Consider the following 16611-nt stretch of genomic DNA (forward strand, 5'->3'; position numbering starts at 1 on the left):
GCTGCCGATGTCCGCCCCCGATTCCCACGCCCCGCTGTCCCGCCCCGCCGTCGCCAAGTCGTGGCGCGGCCGCCTCGAACTCGGCTTCGAGCGGCACGGCGCGCGCACGACGCTCGCGCACCGGCTGCACGACGGCCCGCTGCGCGTGCAGCGGCCGCTGTATCCGGAAGGCGACGCGATCTGCCACGCGGTGCTCGTCCACCCGCCGGGCGGCGTCGCAGGCGGCGACCGGCTCGACATCGACATCGCTCTCGGCGACGGCACGCACGCGGTGCTGACAACGCCCGGCGCGACCAAGTGGTACAAGTCGAACGGCCTCGACGCGACGCAGCACATCGGCATCGCGGTCGGCGAGAACGCGAAGCTCGACTGGCTGCCGCAGAACAACCTGTTCTTCGACTCAGCGCACGCAGCGCTCGACTTCACCGTGACGCTCGGCGCGGGCGCGAGCGCGATCGGCTGGGATGCGACGCAGCTCGGCCGGCAGGCGGCCGGCGAAACCTGGTCGGCGGGCCGCATCGCGTCGACCGCCGCGCTCGTCGGTGCCGACGGCCGGCCGCTGTGGACCGAGCGCGCGCTGCTCGACGCGCACGATCCGCTGCGCGGCGCGCTACAGGGCCTCGCAGGTTTTCCCGCCTACGGCACGCTGTGGGCCGCCGGCGCCGCGTGCGACGCCGCACTGGCCGAATCGCTCGCCGCGCGGATGCCGTTCGACGATACGCTGCGCGCGGGCGCAACCTGCGTAACGCCCGGCGTCGTGCTCATGCGCGCGCTGTCGACGTCGATGGAAGCGCTGCAGCGCCACTTCACCGATTGCTGGCTGCAGTTGCGGCCGATCGTGCACGGCGTCGACGCACGGCCGCTGCGCCTCTGGCAAACCTGAGCGTGCTCGCGCCACGCACCGTTTCGGCGCATTCCCGCATCAGGCGCTGCACGTTACCCATGCACCGCGCACCACGAACGCGCATCGCGCTGCGTTCCATGCACATGGCACGCGCCTTGCTGCTTACATAACCGATACACGGCGCGCGCAAAATAGCGCGGTGCTACGATGACCCGCACGTCCGCCCGGTTGCGCGCGCACCGATAAAAATTACGTTTTCCTGAACGTTTGCCTTCATGAAACTGACTCCCCGAGAAAAGGACAAGCTGCTGATCTTCACGGCGGCGCTGCTGGCCGAACGCCGTCGCGCGCGCGGCCTGAAGCTCAACTATCCGGAGGCGGTCGCCTTCATCACCGCCGCGCTGATGGAAGCCGCGCGCGACGGCAAGACGGTTGCCGAGGTGATGCACTACGGCACGACGCTGCTCACGCGCGACGACGTGATGGATGGCGTGCCCGAAATGATTCCCGACATCCAGGTCGAGGCGACCTTCCCCGACGGCACGAAGCTCGTGACCGTCCATCACCCGATTCCGTGAGGCAACGCATGATCCCCGGCGAAATCCTCACCGACGACGGCGAGCACGAACTGAACGCGGGCCGCGAAACGCTGACGCTCGTCGTCGCGAACACCGGCGACCGCCCGGTGCAGGTCGGCTCGCACTATCACTTCTTCGAAGTCAACGACGCACTGTCGTTCGACCGCGCGGCCGCGCGCGGCTTCCGGCTCAACATCGCGGCCGGCACGGCCGTGCGCTTCGAGCCGGGCCAGACGCGCACCGTCGAGCTCGTCGCGCTCGCGGGCGATCGGGCCGTCTACGGTTTTCAGGGCAAGGTGATGGGGCCGCTCTGAGCGACGCCTCACGCCCGTCTCTTCAGGAACAGCACGACATGACACTACGCTTGAGCCGCCGCGCGTACGCGGAAATGTTCGGGCCGACGACGGGCGACCGCGTCCGGCTCGCCGATACCGAACTGCTGATCGAGATCGAACGCGACTTCACGACCTACGGCGAGGAAGTGAAATTCGGCGGCGGGAAAGTGATCCGCGACGGGATGGGCCAGTCGCAGCGCGTGGCCGCCGACGTGCCCGACACGGTCATCACGAACGCGGTGATCCTCGATCACTGGGGCATCGTGAAGGCCGACATCGCGATCAAGCACGGCCGCATCGCCGCGATCGGCAAGGCCGGCAATCCGGACATCCAGCCGGGCGTGACGATCGCCATTGGCGCGGCGACCGAAGTGATCGCCGGCGAAGGGCTGATCGTGACCGCGGGCGGCATCGACACGCACATCCACTTCATCAGCCCGCAACAGATCGACGAGGCGCTCGCATCGGGCGTCACGACGATGCTCGGCGGCGGCACGGGGCCGGCCACCGGCACCAACGCGACGACCTGCACGCCGGGCCCGTGGCACATGGAGCGGATGCTGCAGGCCGCCGACGGCTGGCCGATCAACCTCGGCTTTCTCGGCAAGGGCAACGCGAGCCTGCCGCAGCCGCTCGTCGAGCAGATCGCGGCCGGCGCGATCGGGCTGAAGCTGCACGAGGACTGGGGCACGACGCCCGCCGCGATCGACAACTGCCTGTCGGTTGCGGACGACACCGACACGCAGGTCGCGATCCACACCGACACGCTGAACGAAGCCGGTTTCGTCGAATCGACGGTCGCCGCGTTCAAGGGCCGCACGATCCACACGTACCACACCGAAGGCGCGGGCGGCGGCCATGCGCCGGACATCCTGAAGGTGTGCGGCGAGGCGAACGTGCTGCCGTCGTCGACCAACCCGACGCGCCCGTACACGATCAACACGCTCGACGAGCATCTCGACATGCTGATGGTGTGCCATCACCTCGATCCGTCGATCGCCGAGGATCTCGCGTTCGCCGAATCGCGCATTCGCCGCGAGACGATCGCGGCCGAGGACATCCTGCACGATCTCGGCGCACTGTCGATGCTGTCATCCGATTCGCAGGCGATGGGCCGCGTCGGCGAAGTGATCATCCGCACCTGGCAGACCGCGCACAAGATGAAGGTGCAGCGCGGCGCGCTGCCCGAAGACGGCGCGCGCAACGACAACTTCCGCGCGAAGCGCTATGTCGCGAAGTACACGATCAACCCGGCGATCACGCACGGGATCGCGCACGAAGTCGGTTCGATCGAGCCCGGCAAGTGGGCCGACCTCGTGCTGTGGGAACCCGCGTTCTTCGGGATCAAGCCGTCGATGATCTTGAAGGGCGGGATGATCGCGGTCGCGCAGATGGGCGACCCGAACGCGTCGATCCCGACGCCGCAGCCCGTCCACTATCGCGAGATGTTCGCGACGCGCGGCGGTGCGCTCGCGCGCACGTCGCTGACCTTCGTGTCGCAGATGGCGGCCGATGCGGGCATCGCGGAACGCTACGGCCTCGCGAAGCGGATCGTGCCGGTGCGCAACTGCCGCAACGTGACGAAGGCCGACATGATCCACAACGCATGGCGCCCGTCGATCAGCGTCGATCCCGAAACCTACGACGTGATCGCCGACGGCCAGTTGCTCACCTGCGAGCCGGCGACGGTGCTGCCGATGGCGCAGCGCTATTTCCTGTTCTGATTTCCGGTTTTCGTTTTATGCGCACCCTCGACAAACGCATTGCCCCGAACGTGAAACTCGCCGCGTCGCTCGTCGCGCGCGCGCCGACGCTCACGCTCGCGTATGACGCCCGCTGCAAGAGCCGCCTCGCGGCGACGCTCGACACCGGCGAGGACGTCGCGGTGCTGCTGCCGCGCGGCACCGTGCTGCGCGACGGCGACGTGCTCGTCGCCGACGACGGCGCGCTCGTGCGCGTCGCCGCGGCGCCCGAAGCCGTGCTGCTCGTGCGCGCGGCCGATCCGCTCACGCTGATGCGCGCCGCGTACCACCTCGGCAACCGTCACACGCCGGTCGAGATCGGCGACGGCTACCTGAAGCTCGAAGCCGATCCGGTGCTCGCGGACATGCTGCGCCGGCTCGGCACGCAGGTCGAAGCAGCGAACGCGCCGTTCCAGCCGGAAGCCGGTGCATACGGCGGCGGCCACAAGCACGGGCACGACGCGACGTTCGCCGAGGACTACGCGCTCGCGCAACAGGTGTTCGGCGAACACCACGGACACTCGCATTCGCATTCGCACGATCACGATCACGATCACGATCACGATCATCAACATGGTCCCGGATGCACGCACGGCCACGGCCATGATCACCACTGAACTCGTCGCGCTGCTGCACCTCGCGTCGCCGGCGCTGCCGATCGGCGCGTACAGCTATTCGCAGGGCCTCGAAGCCGCGCTCGACGCAAACGTGATCCACGACGCCGATTCCGCGCGCGACTGGATCGCGAGCGGCCTGACCGACGTGCTCGCGCACGGTGAGCTGCCGTTCCTCGCACACCAGCTCGCGCGCTGGCATGCGCATGACGTACACGCGCTCGCCGCCGAAAATGCATGGTTCGTCGCGAGCCGCGAATCGGCGGAACTGCGCCGCGAGACCGAACAGATGGGCTGGTCGCTCGCGCAGCTCTGCGCATCGCTCGAATGGGGCGATGCCGCGCGCCGCGCGACGCTCGCGTCGATGTCGCCTATCGCGCTGCCGACCGCATTCGCATACGCGGCCGCCGCGCACGATGCCGGCGCCGACGCGACGCTCGCCGCATACGCATTCGGCTGGGTCGAGAACCAGACGTCCGCCGCGCTGAAGGCCGTGCCGCTCGGCCAGCTCGCCGGGCAACGCATCATCGTCGCGCTGCGCGGCGCGATCGACGCGGCCGTGCGCCGCGCGCTCGCGACGCCGCCCGACGCCGTCAACACGTTCGCGCCGCAGCTCGGCATCCTGTCCGCGCGGCACGAAACCCAGTACTCGCGGTTGTTCCGCTCCTGAACACGACGCTACCCGCCATGAACGCACCTGCTCCCTCCTCCGCCCGCCGCACGAAGAAACTGCCGCCGCTGCGCGTCGGCATCGGCGGCCCCGTCGGCTCCGGCAAGACCACGCTGCTCGAAATGCTGTGCAAGGCGATGCGCGACCGCTACGACCTCGTCGCGATCACCAACGACATCTATACGAAGGAAGACCAGCGGCTGCTGACGGTTGCGGGCGCGCTGCCCGAGGAACGCATCATGGGCGTCGAGACGGGCGGCTGCCCGCACACGGCGATCCGCGAGGATGCGTCGATCAACCTCGAAGCCGTCGACCGGATGCTGTCGCGCTTTCCCGACGCCGACATCGTGTTCATCGAATCGGGCGGCGACAATCTCGCGGCGACGTTCAGCCCCGAGCTGTCGGACCTGACGATCTACGTGATCGACGTCGCGGGCGGCGAGAAGATTCCGCGCAAGGGCGGCCCCGGCATCACGAAGTCCGACCTGCTCGTGATCAACAAGACCGATCTCGCACCGCTGGTCGGCGCGAACCTCGACGTGATGGCGTCCGACACGAAGAAGATGCGCGGCGAGCGGCCTTACGTGATGACGAACCTGAAGGCGCTCGACGGCGTAGCGGACGTGATCGCGTTCATCGAGAAGAAGGGCTTGCTGACGGTCTGAACAGCGCGGCGGCGGCACACGACGCCCGCCACGCGTGCCCGGGGCGGCATCGCGCCGCCCTCGCCTATTCGTCGGAAGCGTCCTGCTGCTCACGCTCGCCGCGTTCGGCGGGCGGCAGCAGTGCCGCGAGCAGGTCGACCGTGCGCGCGGTCGCGCCGCGGTGACGCGCCGCGAAGGCGGCGCCGGCCGCGCCCATCGCGATGCGCCGCGCCTTGTCGGCGAACAGCGCGTCGAGCACGTGCGCGAGATCGAGCGGATCCTCGACCTGCATCGCCGCGCCGGCCGCGACCGCATCGGCGGTCGCCTGCGTGAAGTTGAACACGTGCGGGCCGATCAGCACCGGCACGCCGACCGCGCACGCCTCGATCAGGTTCTGTCCGCCGAGCGGCAGCAGGCTGCCGCCGATGAACGCAACGTCCGCGGCCGCGTAATACGCGCCGAGTTCGCCCATCGAATCGCCGAGCAGCACCGTCACGTCGCCCGGCAGCGGTTCGGCAGCCGGGTGGCCGGCCGCGAGCGCGGCCGTGTCGGCGGCCCATGCCGAGCGTCGCACGCACTTGAGCCCGCTGCGCCCGACGAGCGCCTCGACCTCGGCGAAACGCTGCGGGTGGCGCGGCACGAGCACCAGCAGCGCGCCGGGCGTGCGCATCGCGGCGAACGCCTGCAGCACCAGCGCCTCCTCGTTCTCGCGCGTGCTGGCGGCGACCCACACGGGCCGCGCGCCGATCGCGTCGCGCCACGCATGGCCGCGCGCCGCGAGTTCCGGCGGCGTCGCCATGTCGAACTTCAGGTTGCCGAGCACGGTCACGTTGCGTGCGCCGAGCGACGTCAGCCGCTCCGCATCGGCCGGGCTCTGCGCGAGCACGCGCGAGAAGCCGCCGAACACGTCGCGCGTCGCCGCGCCGAACTTCGCCGCACGCCGGAACGAACGCGCCGACATCCGCGCATTGGTCAGTACGAGCGGCACGTCCGCGCGGCGGCACTCGTCGATCAGCGTCGGCCACACCTCGGTTTCCATCACGAGGCCGAGCGTCGGCCGCCATGCGTGCAGGAAGCGCCGCACCAGGCCCGGCATGTCGTACGGCAGGTAGCAGCGCAGCACGCGATCGCCGAAGATCTGTTCGCCGGTCGCGCGGCCGCTCGGCGTCATGTGCGTGAGCAGGATCCGCGCATCGGGGCGCGCATGCATCAGCGCATCGATCAGCGGCTGCGCGGCGCGCGTTTCGCCGACCGATACCGCATGCACCCAGATCAGCGGCGCACGGTCGTCGCGCGAGCGGCCCGCCACGCGGCCGAAACGTTCGCCGATGTGCTCGCGATAGCCGCGCTCCTTGCGCGAGCGCACATAAAGCCGGATGACCGCAGCGGGTGCGACGAGCCACCACAGCGCGCGATAGATCGCCCTCAGCATGCGGCGGCCCCCGTATTGCTCCGAAGCAGGTGCGCGCTCAAACCAGCGCCCTGCCCGTCAGGCGCTCGAGAATGCCGAGCGGCGCGCATTCGCGGCGGACCATCGCGTCGACCGGCAGGAAGAACGTCTGCTCGAGCATGAACTGGCCGGACATCACAGCGTGCGAAGTCTGATCCGAGAAACATATCCACACGCTGCCCGGCGGGAACGGCATCGTCTGCTGCGGGCTCGTCTTCTGGTAGTCGAGATCGGCCTTCATGCTGTCGTGCAGGTTCAGCATCAGGTGGTCGTACGCGCTGCGCGGCGACTTCGTCACGTGCAGCAGGTTCAGCAGCCACGCGGAACCGGGGAACTGCGGCCTGATGCGCGGCAGGAAACGCTTCGCGACGTCCTCGAACGGCTCGCCCACGCGCCACACGCGCGGTGCGCCGGCCGGGTTCACGTTCGTGAACACGCGCAGGATGCGCTCGCCGTAGTTCGGCCGCGACGGGAACGCGTCGACGTGCAGCCGGCTGTCGTCCTTGCGCCACGACGTCTGGCGCGTCTCGACCCGCATCAGCCGCAGGCTCGTCGGCGCGACGCGCAGCTTGCCGCGGTATTCGGGGAACAGGCCGTCGACGAGCGTGCCGGCCTGCTGCTGGAAGCGCGCGACGAGCGCGCGCACGGCCGACTGCGTGACGCTGTCGCCGAGCACGCCGGCGAGCGCGCCGCCGTTCGGCGCGAGGCTGATGTTCTTGCGTTTCGGATCGGCGAGCGCCGGATCGAGCAGCGCTTCCTCGCCGCCTTCGATCGCAAAGCGCAGGTGCGGGAAATACAGCACCTTGCCTTCCTCGACCGCGGCCAGCAGTTGCTCGCGCGGCGCCGACAGGTTGTGTCCGCTCCAGTCGGCGGACGGGACTTCGATGATCTGGGATTCGCTCATGATCGGTTCGCGTAATTGACAGGCGTTACAGGAGACCGAAGCCCGCGAGCGCCGACTTCACCTGCGCGATCGACGGGGGTTGCCCCGCCGTGCCGAGATTGACGACGTTCGGCGACCAGTAGCCGCCGGTTCGCCAGGCCGTCGCGAAATTGTACAGTTCGACTGTCGGACGCTTCAGCGCGGCCGCGATGTGAACCAGACCTGTATCAACCCCGACGGTCGCGGCCGCGCCGTCGATCAACCCGACCACGGCCGGCAGCGACAGCTTCGGCGGCACGATCGCCGCCGCGCCGAACTCCTTCGCGAGCCGCTCGCTCGTCGCGCGCTCCGCGTCGTTGCCCCACGGCAGCACGAGCGACGCGCCGCGCCGCACGAGCGCCTGGCCGAGCTCGATCCACGCGGCGTCCGGCCACTGCTTGTCGGCGCGCGACGTCGCATGGACGAACATCACGTACGGCACCGGCAGGTTCAGGCCGAGCGCGGCCACCGCGAGCGCCGCCGCACGCGTGTCGAGGCCGAAGTCGACCGGATCGGCCGGCGTCGGCACCGGGTCGCCCAGCGCGGCCGCGACGAGTTGCCGCGAGCGCTCGACGACGTGCGTGCGCGGCGCGATCGGCACACGCTTGCGGTAGAAGAAGCGCACGGGCCATTCGTAGCCGGCGCCGTCGGTGCGGTTGCCGAGCCCGACGAGCGGGCCGCGCGCCCAGCTCGCGACCCAGGCCGTCTTGATCAGGCCCTGGCAGTCGATCACGAGGTCGTACTGCTCGGCCGCGAGGCGCCGGCGGAATGCGCGGATCTCGCGCCACGTGGCGCCCGAGAACGGCTTCTTGCGCCAGCGGCGCAGCGAGAACGGCAGCACCTCGCGCACGCCGTCGACGAGCCGCACGAGGTCGACGAAGCTTTCCTCGACGAGCCAGTCGATCTGCGCATCGGGGTGGCGGCGCCGGATATCGGCGATCACCGGCATGTTGTGCACGACGTCGCCCAGCGACGACACGCGCACGATCAGGATCTTTTGCACGCTGAAAAAACGCCGGCTGGCAGCCGGCGACAGACATAAAGGAGCGATTTTATCTCGCCCGGGGGAGCAGACAGACAAAAAGCGGCCGCACGCTGTGGCGTGCGCCGCTTTTCGGGGATGGCGCGACCGATGAATCGGTCGTCGTACCGTTGGCGGCCCACAGGCCGCCGACACTCAGAACGGCAGCTTGACGTCCGGCTTCGCGGCCGTCAGCACGCGGCGGAAGTCCTCCTGGATGCGCTTGAGCCCTTCCTGCGTCTCCGACTCGAAACGCATCACGACGACCGGCGTCGTGTTCGACGAACGCGCGAGGCCGAAGCCGTCCGGGTACTCGACGCGCAGGCCGTCGATCGTCACGACTTCCTCGGCGCCGTCGAACTTCGCCTCTTTCTGCAGCTTGTCGATCAGGCGGAAGTTCTCGCCCTCTTCGAGCCACAGCTGCAATTCGGGCGTGCTCATCGCGTCCGGCAGACCGTTGAGCAGCGCGCTCGGATCGGCCGTCTTCGCGAGGATCTCGAGCAGGCGCGCGCCCGTGTAGAGGCCGTCGTCGAAGCCGTACCAGCGATCCTTGAAGAACACGTGGCCGCTCATTTCGCCGGCGAGCGGCGCACCCGTCTCGCGCAGCTTCGCCTTCACGAGCGAGTGGCCCGTCTTCCACATCAGCGGCTCGCCGCCCTTCGACTTCACCCACTGCGCGAGGTGGCGCGTGCACTTCACGTCGTAGATGATCTGCGCGCCCGGGTTGCGCGACAGCACTTCTTCCGCGAACAGCATCAGCTGGCGGTCCGGATAGATGATCTGGCCGTCCTTCGTGACGACGCCGAGGCGGTCGCCGTCGCCGTCGAACGCAAAGCCGAGCTCGGCATCGGTGTCCTTCAGCGCCTGGATCACGTCCTGCAGGTTTTCCGGGTGTGCGGGATCGGGGTGGTGGTTCGGGAACGTGCCGTCGATGTCGGTGAAGCGCTCGACGAGTTCGCAGCCGAGCGCCTTGAACAGGCGCGTCGCGAGCGGGCCCGCGACGCCGTTGCCGGCGTCGACGACGAGCTTCAGCGGCCGCGCGAGCTTCACGTCGCCGACGATGCGCGCGATGTACTGATCGGCGACGTCGACCTGCTCGTAGCTGCCGCTGCCCGTCTCGAAGCGCTCGTCGACGATGCGGCGGTACAGCGCCTGGATCTGCTCGCCGTAGATCGCGGCGCCGCGCAGCACCATCTTGAAGCCGTTGTAGTCGGGCGGGTTGTGGCTGCCCGTGACGACGATGCACGAATCGACGCGGCGCTCGCCGCCCTTCAGCGCAAGCGGCACGCTCGCCGCGAAATAACCGACCGGCGTGGGCACCATGCCGACGTCGACGACGTCGACGCCCGCCGCACGCAGGCCGTCGGCGAGCGCGCCGACGAGTTCGGGCCCGGACAGGCGGCCGTCGCGCGCGACGACGACTGCGTCGCCGCCCTGGGCGCGCACTTCGCTGCCGAATGCCCGGCCGATCCCGCGCGCCGTGTCGACGTCGAGCGTCTTGCCGACCACGCCACGAATGTCATATGCCTTGAAGATGGATTGGGAGATCATCGATTCTCTTCTCTCTCGGTTGCGTGCATGGAAAATTGTCTGGCCGCGTCTCGCCGGTGCCGCGCATGATACATGCGGGCCCGGCGAAACAAGGAACGGAACGGCTGGAGCGGCCCCGATCCCACTTATAATCGCGGGTTTTGATGACGCGCATGTCGCCCATTTTAATGCCTAGCCGACCCGCCGCCGCCAACCCGCAGCCTCCGGGCGCCCCGCCGGCCGCCCCGCGTACATGCGGCCGCCGCGCATGCTGAAGCGCTTCGGCAACCCGGATGTCGCGAAGGCCGTCGCGAACCTCGTCTGGCTGGGGCTCGAACGGCTCACGCAGATCGGCGTCGCGATCGCGATCAGCGGTCTTCTGGCCCGTTATTTCGGGCCGGATGTGTTCGGCAAATGGCAGTATGCGAATACGCTCCTCCTGGTACTGGCGCCGCTCACCTGGGTGTGCGGCGCGGAAATCCTCGTTCCGACCATCGTCCAGCGCCCGCCTGCCCAGCTCGGCGCGGTGCTCGGCAGCGCGTTCGTGCTGCGCATCGCCGTCTCGGCCGCCGCGCTCGTCGCGACCTGGATCGCGATCGCCGCGGGCGCCTTCGATCCGCTGGTCGGCGCGATGCTCGCCGGCCTGGCCGTCACGATGGTGTTCCGCGAGCCGTTCGTCGGCGTGATCAACGCGTGGCTGCAGAGCATGACCTACAGCAAGCCGCAGCTCGTCACCAGCATGATCACCGCGCTGGCGAAGGCGCTGCTCGTCTGGCTGCTGGTCCGCGCGGCCGCCGGCCCCGCGCGCTTCGGGTGGCTGTGGGCGCTCGAGGCCGCCGCGATCGGCTTCGCGCTGCTGCTCTACTACCGGCATCGTAACGACGGCGCGCTCGGCTGGACGTTCGATAAACCGCTGTTCAGGCACTTTGCGACGGCCGGCACCGTGTTCTGGCTCGGCCTCATCTGCATGTACCTGTTCCTGAAGCTCGACCGCCTGATGCTCGAGCGCCACGTGTCGTTCGCCGATCTCGGCCGCTACTCGGCCGCGCAGCAGCTCAACGAGAACTGGATCACGCTCGCGCTGATGCTCGCGCAGACCATCGCGCCCGCATTCGTCTACCGCGTGCAGGACGTCGCGCGGCTGCGCCGCAACATCGTCCGGCTGATCGCGATGACGGCCTGCCTGATGACGGCCGGCGCGCTCGTGCTCGACGCGGCCGCCCCGCTGATCGTCGGCAAGGTGTTCGGCCGCGGCTACGAAGCATCGGTCGACATCTTCCGCTGGGCCGTCTGGCTGTCCGTGCCGGCCGGCATCGAGGCGATAGGCAATCTTATCGTTCTCAAATATCAAGCAAAATTCGTATTACTGTCGAAATGGCTGCTCGCGCTCGCGATCGCCGCACTCGTCAACCTGTTCGCGATCCCGCGGCTCGGCCTGTACGGCGCGCTCGTCGGGCTGGCCGCCGGCTACCTGGCCGCGGCCGCCGTCAATTTTTATTACATCCGTTTCAAGCTGCAAACATGACGTCATCCGATTGCCCGCCCCCGCTCGACGACGTGGCCGTGCTGATGCCGGCCTACAACGGGCACGACGACGTCGTCCGGACCCTCGCGTCGTTTCGCGAGGACGCGCCCGTGCACGTGCTGATCGTCGACGACGGCAGCACGCCGCCGATCGTCGCGCCCGACCTGCCCGGCCTCGCGATCGAGGTGCTGCGCATGCCGCGCAACGGCGGCATCGAGCGCGCGCTCGCGGCCGGCATCGACGCGCTCGCGGCGCGCGGCTTTCGTTATGCGGCGCGCATCGACGCCGGCGATCTCGCCGCGCCGCAGCGCCTCGCGAAGGAGCGTGCGTATCTCGGCGCCCAGCCGCGCGTGGCCTGCGTCGGCATGTGGACGCAGGTCGTATCGCGCGCCGGCGAGCCGCGCTTCATGCTGACGCCGCCCGCCGATCCGCGCACGCTGCGCCGCACGCGCTTCCTGCGCTCGCCGCTCGTGCATCCGTCGGTGATGCTGCGCATCGACGCCGTGCTGGAAGTCGGCAACTATCGCGCGAAATACCGCGCGGCCGAGGATCTCGATCTTTTTTTACGGTTAATGCAACGCTACGATTGCGCGAACCTGCCGGAACTCGGCCTTTATTACGAACTCAACGAGGGCGGGATCAGCGCGACCAAGCGCCGGCGCCAGCTGGTGTCGACGCTGTCGCTGCTGCTGCGCCACTTCAACGCGCTGAACCCGTACGACTGGGCCGGCCTCGCCAAGAACCTGCTGCATTTCGTGACGCCGTACCGCACGCTGCAGCGGATCAAGCAGACGCTGTTCGCCGCGCGGCCGTCCGCTTGAGCGCGGATCCGGCCCCTTCGGCATTTTCGACGCTTTATTTTTTTCTTTTTTCATGTCCGCCACCTCCCCGCTGCGCATCGCGCTCGTCTGCAACACGGCCTGGGCGATCTACACGTACCGCCACGGTTTGATCCGTGCGCTCGTCGCGCGCGGCGCCGAGGTGATCGTGATCGCGCCGCACGACCGCACGGTGCCGCTGCTCGAGCAGATGGGCTGCCGCTACGTGGCGCTCGCGGTCGCGTCGAAAGGCACGAGCCCGCGCGAGGATCTCGGCACGCTCGCCGCGCTGGTGCGTCACTACCGCGCACTGAAGCCCGATCTCGTGTTCCATTACACGATCAAGCCGAACATCTACGGCTCGATCGCCGCATGGCTCGCGCGCGTGCCGTCGATCGCGGTGACGACGGGGCTCGGTTATGTCTTCATCCAGAAAAGCCGCGCGGCCAGCGTCGCGAAACGCCTGTACCGCTTCGCGTTCCGCTTCCCGCGTGAAGTCTGGTTCCTGAACCGCGACGATCTCGCAACGTTCACCGACGAGCAACTGCTCGCGCATCCCGACCGCGCGCGGCTGCTGCACGGCGAAGGCGTCGACCTCGAACAGTTCGCGCCCGTGCCGCTGCCCGCCGGCGACGCGCCCGTCTTCATCCTGATCGGCCGGCTGCTGTGGGACAAGGGCGTGCGCGAATACGTCGAGGCCGCGCGCATCGTGCGGGCCCGCTACCCGAACGCGCGCTTCCAGTTGCTCGGGCCGCTCGGCGTCGACAATCCGAGCGCGATCGGCCGCGCGGATGTCGACGCGTGGGTCGGCGAAGGCATCGTCGAGTATCTCGGCGAAGCGCACGACGTGCGCCCGCATATCGCGGCCGCCGACTGCGTCGTGCTGCCGTCGTACCGCGAAGGCGTGCCGCGCACGCTGATGGAAGCCTCGGCGATGGGCCGCCCGATCGTCGCGACCGACGTGCCGGGCTGCCGCGACGTCGTCGCCGACGGCGAAACGGGTTTCCTGTGCCGCGTGCGCGACAGCGCGAGCCTCGCGGAGCAACTGCTCCGCATGATCGACCTCGGAACGGCCGGACGCGACGCGATGGGCGCGCGCGGCCGGCAGAAGGTCACCGCGGAATTCGACGAGCAGCAGGTCGTCGAACGTTACCGGCAGACCATTCATTCGTTGACAGGCATCACCCTCTGAAGGAGCGCATCAGCATGACCGCTAAAGGCACCATCCTCGTTACCGGCGGTGCGGGCTACATCGGCTCGCACACGGCCGTCGAGCTGCTCGACAACGGCTACGATGTCGTGATCGTCGACAACCTCGTCAACAGCAAGGCCGAGTCCGTGCGGCGCATCGAGCAGATCACGGGCAGGACGCCCGCGTTCCACCAGGTCGACGTGTGCGACGAAGCCGCGCTCGCGAAGGTGTTCGACGAGCACCCGATCACCGGCACGATCCATTTCGCGGCGCTCAAGGCCGTCGGCGAATCGGTCGCGAAACCGCTCGAGTATTACCAGAACAACATCGGCGGCCTGCTCGCCGTGCTCAAGGTCATGCGCGAGCGCAACGTCAGGCAGTTCGTGTTCAGCTCGTCGGCAACCGTGTACGGCGTGCCCGAGCGCTCGCCGATCGACGAGTCGTTCCCGTTGTCGGCGACGAACCCGTACGGCCAGTCGAAGCTGATCGCCGAGCAGATCCTGCGCGATCTCGAGGTGTCCGACCCGTCGTGGCGCATCGCGACGCTGCGCTACTTCAACCCGGTCGGCGCGCATGCGAGCGGGCTGATCGGCGAGGATCCGGCCGGCATCCCGAACAACCTGATGCCGTATGTCGCGCAGGTCGCCGTCGGCAAGCTGGAGAAGCTGCGCGTGTTCGGCTCCGACTACCCGACGCCGGACGGCACGGGCGTGCGCGACTACATCCACGTCGTCGATCTCGCGAAGGGGCACATCGCCGCGCTCGACGCGCTGGCGAAGCGCGACGCGAGCTTCGTCGTGAACCTCGGCACGGGCCAGGGCTACAGCGTGCTGGAAGTCGTGCGCGCGTTCGAGAAGGCATCGGGCCGCCCCGTGCCGTACGAGCTCGTCGCGCGCCGCCCGGGCGACATCGCCGAGTGCTACGCGAACCCGCAGGCCGCGGCCGACATCATCGGCTGGCGCGCGACGCTCGGCATTGAAGAAATGTGTGCCGACCACTGGCGATGGCAGGAGGGCAACCCGCGCGGTTTTGTATAATCCGCTGTCCATTTTTCGAGCGATCCCATGCTCAGCTTCGCGTCCGGCTTCATCGTCTCCCTGCTCGTCACGCTGTTCATCGTGCGCTACGCGCACCTTCACGAGAAATTCTCGGTCGACAGCGATCTGGCCGGCGTGCAGAAATTCCACGTGCGGCCCGTGCCGCGCGTTGGGGGCATCGGGATCCTCGCCGGGGTCGTCATTGCCGCGCTGGTGCTGTCCCGGCACTACCCGACGATCTCCGGCAGCATTCTCGGGATCGTTGCATGCGGGATGCCCGCTTTCCTGTCGGGGCTCGTCGAGGACCTGACCAAGCGCGTGTCGCCGCGCGCGCGGCTGCTGTGCACGATGGGCGCGGCCGCGCTCGCGTTCTGGCTGCTGGACATCCACGTCACGCGCATCAGCGTGCCACCGCTTGATTTTCTGCTCCGCTACGTTGCGATTTCCGCGTTCGTGACCGTGCTCGCGGTCGCGGCGCTCGCCAATGCGATCAACATCATCGACGGCTTCAACGGGCTCGCGTCGATGGTCAGCTTCATGATGTTCGCGTCGCTCGCGTATGTTGCGTTCCATGTCGGCGACCCGGTCGTCATGTCCGCGTCGATCATCATGATGGGGGCCGTGCTCGGGTTCTTTCTGTGGAATTTTCCGGCGGGGCTGATCTTTCTCGGTGACGGCGGCGCGTATTTCATCGGGTTCATGCTCGCGGAGCTCGCGATCATGCTGGTGATGCGCAATCGCGAAGTGTCAGCTTGGTATCCGGTGCTGCTTTTTATGTACCCGATCTTCGAGACGTGCTTCTCGATCTACCGGAAGAAATTCATTCGCGGGATGTCGCCGGGGATTCCGGACGGCGTGCACCTGCATATGCTCGTGTACAAGCGGTTGATGCGGTGGGCGGTGGGGACCAAGCACGCGCATGATCTGACGCGGCGGAATTCGTTGACGTCCCCGTACCTTTGGCTGCTGTGCCTCGTCGCGGTGATTCCCGCGACGCTGTTCTGGCGGCATACCGTGCATCTGTTCGTGTTCGTTGTGTTGTTCGCGCTGACGTATGTGTGGCTTTATCTCAGCATCGTGCGGTTCAGGGCGCCGAGGTGGATGGTAGTGAGGAAGGAGAAGCGCGGGCATTGACGGGAACTGGCGGCTACGATTTTTCGTCGACCAGTGCATTGTGCGCCCGGTTCTGCGCACGCCCTCCGATGGCGGCAAGCCGCTATCGCCGACGAAGGGCGTAAAGGCGCTGACGGGAATCGACGCGGAAACCCTAGCTTCCCGTGGTATTGGTGCTCCAGTGCGGCACCTGCGCATAGATTACAACGTTGCCGTCGTCCTGAACGTAAGTGGCTGCCCCCGGATTTCCACTGGTGTTGGAATACCAGAGCGGTGTGTGCGTCGAACTGTAGACCACCAGATTGCCATCCGTCTGCATCGTGGCATAGGCGCCCGCATGACCGAAAGTACCGGAATTCCATTGCGGAACGCCTTGGCGAAGCAGCACCAGATTACCGTCGCCCTGCATGACCAAAACATTCGCGCCGTTGCCTGACGTAAAATTTTGACCGTTGCTGATCGTGACACCACCATTCCAGACCGCAGGTAAGCGCTCGACACGTACCGTCTGTTCATGAGGGCGCGGCACCGGCAATCTGATTCCCATCAGATGTAATGGGAATCAGATTGATGAAG

The 16611-nt window shown here is 68.0% G+C and carries 17 protein-coding genes; 12 read left to right on the top strand and 5 right to left on the bottom strand.

Annotation, left to right across the window (positions count from 1 at the left end):
* Positions 1-7 precede the first annotated feature (7 nt).
* The 7 genes from ACPUER_RS12740 (at position 8) to ureG (ending at position 5448) form a co-directional block, all read left to right on the top strand.
* Positions 8-883 (top strand): urease accessory protein UreD, encoded by an 876-nt coding sequence (locus ACPUER_RS12740; RefSeq protein ID WP_425131272.1) that lies wholly within the window; start codon positions 8-10, stop codon positions 881-883.
* Positions 884-1119: 236 nt separating this feature from the next.
* Entirely contained in the window at positions 1120-1422 is a 303-nt protein-coding gene (ureA, locus tag ACPUER_RS12745) for an urease subunit gamma (RefSeq protein WP_006406310.1), read from the top strand.
* 8 nt (positions 1423-1430) lie between these two features.
* The gene (locus tag ACPUER_RS12750; protein ID WP_034182910.1) at positions 1431-1736 is read left to right on the top strand and encodes an urease subunit beta; all 306 of its coding nucleotides are present in this window, start codon (positions 1431-1433) and stop codon (positions 1734-1736) included.
* Between the two features lie 38 nt (positions 1737-1774).
* On the top strand, positions 1775-3481 hold the full coding sequence (gene ureC, locus ACPUER_RS12755; protein ID WP_204425932.1) for an urease subunit alpha: 1707 nt from the start codon (positions 1775-1777) through the stop codon (positions 3479-3481).
* Positions 3482-3498: 17 nt separating this feature from the next.
* Complete coding sequence (gene ureE / locus ACPUER_RS12760) at positions 3499-4116, top strand: urease accessory protein UreE (RefSeq protein WP_425131273.1); 618 nt, start codon at positions 3499-3501, stop codon at positions 4114-4116.
* Positions 4103-4783: an urease accessory UreF family protein gene (locus ACPUER_RS12765; protein WP_310137232.1), complete on the top strand. Its 681-nt coding sequence runs from the start codon at positions 4103-4105 to the stop codon at positions 4781-4783. The genes ureE and ACPUER_RS12765 overlap by 14 nt, the downstream gene beginning before the upstream one ends.
* 17 nt (positions 4784-4800) lie before the next feature.
* Positions 4801-5448 carry an urease accessory protein UreG gene (gene ureG / locus ACPUER_RS12770; protein ID WP_034182906.1) on the top strand — a complete coding sequence of 216 codons (648 nt, stop codon included), beginning with the start codon at positions 4801-4803 and terminating at the stop codon, positions 5446-5448.
* Between the two features lie 64 nt (positions 5449-5512).
* On the opposite strand, the gene waaA is transcribed toward ureG, so the two are convergent.
* From waaA to ACPUER_RS12790, 4 genes are all read right to left on the bottom strand, one after another.
* Positions 5513-6859 (bottom strand): lipid IV(A) 3-deoxy-D-manno-octulosonic acid transferase, encoded by a 1347-nt coding sequence (waaA, locus tag ACPUER_RS12775; protein ID WP_425131274.1) that lies wholly within the window; start codon positions 6857-6859, stop codon positions 5513-5515.
* 37 nt (positions 6860-6896) lie between these two features.
* On the bottom strand, positions 6897-7781 hold the full coding sequence (locus ACPUER_RS12780; RefSeq protein ID WP_425131275.1) for a Kdo hydroxylase family protein: 885 nt from the start codon (positions 7779-7781) through the stop codon (positions 6897-6899).
* A 25-nt stretch (positions 7782-7806) separates the two neighbouring features.
* Entirely contained in the window at positions 7807-8802 is a 996-nt protein-coding gene (gene waaC, locus ACPUER_RS12785; RefSeq protein WP_175962574.1) for a lipopolysaccharide heptosyltransferase I, read from the bottom strand.
* 174 nt (positions 8803-8976) lie between these two features.
* A complete protein-coding gene (locus ACPUER_RS12790; RefSeq protein WP_425131276.1) occupies positions 8977-10371 on the bottom strand; it encodes a phosphomannomutase/phosphoglucomutase in 1395 nt (464 codons plus the stop codon).
* 247 nt (positions 10372-10618) lie between these two features.
* Between ACPUER_RS12790 and ACPUER_RS12795 the strand changes: the two genes are divergently transcribed.
* From ACPUER_RS12795 to ACPUER_RS12815, 5 genes are read left to right on the top strand one after another with little or no spacing between them, the layout of a single operon-like run.
* The gene (locus tag ACPUER_RS12795; protein WP_425131277.1) at positions 10619-11875 is read left to right on the top strand and encodes an oligosaccharide flippase family protein; all 1257 of its coding nucleotides are present in this window, start codon (positions 10619-10621) and stop codon (positions 11873-11875) included.
* The gene (locus ACPUER_RS12800) at positions 11872-12696 is read left to right on the top strand and encodes a glycosyltransferase (protein WP_425131278.1); all 825 of its coding nucleotides are present in this window, start codon (positions 11872-11874) and stop codon (positions 12694-12696) included. The genes ACPUER_RS12795 and ACPUER_RS12800 overlap by 4 nt, the downstream gene beginning before the upstream one ends.
* Before the next feature lie 52 nt (positions 12697-12748).
* The gene (locus ACPUER_RS12805) at positions 12749-13885 is read left to right on the top strand and encodes a glycosyltransferase family 4 protein (RefSeq protein ID WP_425131279.1); all 1137 of its coding nucleotides are present in this window, start codon (positions 12749-12751) and stop codon (positions 13883-13885) included.
* Positions 13886-13899: 14 nt separating this feature from the next.
* Positions 13900-14922, top strand: coding sequence for a UDP-glucose 4-epimerase GalE (gene galE, locus ACPUER_RS12810; RefSeq protein ID WP_175962569.1), 1023 nt, complete (start codon positions 13900-13902; stop codon positions 14920-14922).
* Positions 14923-14949: 27 nt separating this feature from the next.
* On the top strand, positions 14950-16056 hold the full coding sequence (locus tag ACPUER_RS12815; RefSeq protein ID WP_425131280.1) for an MraY family glycosyltransferase: 1107 nt from the start codon (positions 14950-14952) through the stop codon (positions 16054-16056).
* A 133-nt stretch (positions 16057-16189) separates the two neighbouring features.
* Here the strand turns inward: ACPUER_RS12815 and ACPUER_RS12820 are convergent, their stop codons facing one another.
* Positions 16190-16582 carry a hypothetical protein gene (locus ACPUER_RS12820; protein WP_425131281.1) on the bottom strand — a complete coding sequence of 131 codons (393 nt, stop codon included), beginning with the start codon at positions 16580-16582 and terminating at the stop codon, positions 16190-16192.
* Positions 16583-16611 lie beyond the last annotated feature (29 nt).

The organism is Burkholderia sp. DN3021 (assembly GCF_049805555.1).
In the GTDB taxonomy this organism is placed as follows: Bacteria; Pseudomonadota; Gammaproteobacteria; order Burkholderiales; family Burkholderiaceae; genus Burkholderia; species Burkholderia pyrrocinia_C.

Excerpts from the sequence above, each read along its gene's own strand:
- ACPUER_RS12740 (WP_425131272.1), top strand. The coding sequence starts at position 8 with ATGTCCGCCCCCGATTCCCACGCCCCGCTGTCCCGCCCCGCCGTCGCC.
- ureA (WP_006406310.1), top strand. The coding sequence starts at position 1,120 with ATGAAACTGACTCCCCGAGAAAAGGACAAGCTGCTGATCTTCACGGCG.
- ACPUER_RS12750 (WP_034182910.1), top strand. The coding sequence starts at position 1,431 with ATGATCCCCGGCGAAATCCTCACCGACGACGGCGAGCACGAACTGAAC.
- ureC (WP_204425932.1), top strand. The coding sequence starts at position 1,775 with ATGACACTACGCTTGAGCCGCCGCGCGTACGCGGAAATGTTCGGGCCG.
- ureE (WP_425131273.1), top strand. The coding sequence starts at position 3,499 with ATGCGCACCCTCGACAAACGCATTGCCCCGAACGTGAAACTCGCCGCG.
- ACPUER_RS12765 (WP_310137232.1), top strand. The coding sequence starts at position 4,103 with ATGATCACCACTGAACTCGTCGCGCTGCTGCACCTCGCGTCGCCGGCG.
- ureG (WP_034182906.1), top strand. The coding sequence starts at position 4,801 with ATGAACGCACCTGCTCCCTCCTCCGCCCGCCGCACGAAGAAACTGCCG.
- waaA (WP_425131274.1), bottom strand. The coding sequence starts at position 6,859 with ATGCTGAGGGCGATCTATCGCGCGCTGTGGTGGCTCGTCGCACCCGCT.
- ACPUER_RS12780 (WP_425131275.1), bottom strand. The coding sequence starts at position 7,781 with ATGAGCGAATCCCAGATCATCGAAGTCCCGTCCGCCGACTGGAGCGGA.
- ACPUER_RS12790 (WP_425131276.1), bottom strand. The coding sequence starts at position 10,371 with ATGATCTCCCAATCCATCTTCAAGGCATATGACATTCGTGGCGTGGTC.
- ACPUER_RS12795 (WP_425131277.1), top strand. The coding sequence starts at position 10,619 with ATGCTGAAGCGCTTCGGCAACCCGGATGTCGCGAAGGCCGTCGCGAAC.
- ACPUER_RS12800 (WP_425131278.1), top strand. The coding sequence starts at position 11,872 with ATGACGTCATCCGATTGCCCGCCCCCGCTCGACGACGTGGCCGTGCTG.
- ACPUER_RS12805 (WP_425131279.1), top strand. The coding sequence starts at position 12,749 with ATGTCCGCCACCTCCCCGCTGCGCATCGCGCTCGTCTGCAACACGGCC.
- galE (WP_175962569.1), top strand. The coding sequence starts at position 13,900 with ATGACCGCTAAAGGCACCATCCTCGTTACCGGCGGTGCGGGCTACATC.
- ACPUER_RS12815 (WP_425131280.1), top strand. The coding sequence starts at position 14,950 with ATGCTCAGCTTCGCGTCCGGCTTCATCGTCTCCCTGCTCGTCACGCTG.
- ACPUER_RS12820 (WP_425131281.1), bottom strand. The coding sequence starts at position 16,582 with ATGGGAATCAGATTGCCGGTGCCGCGCCCTCATGAACAGACGGTACGT.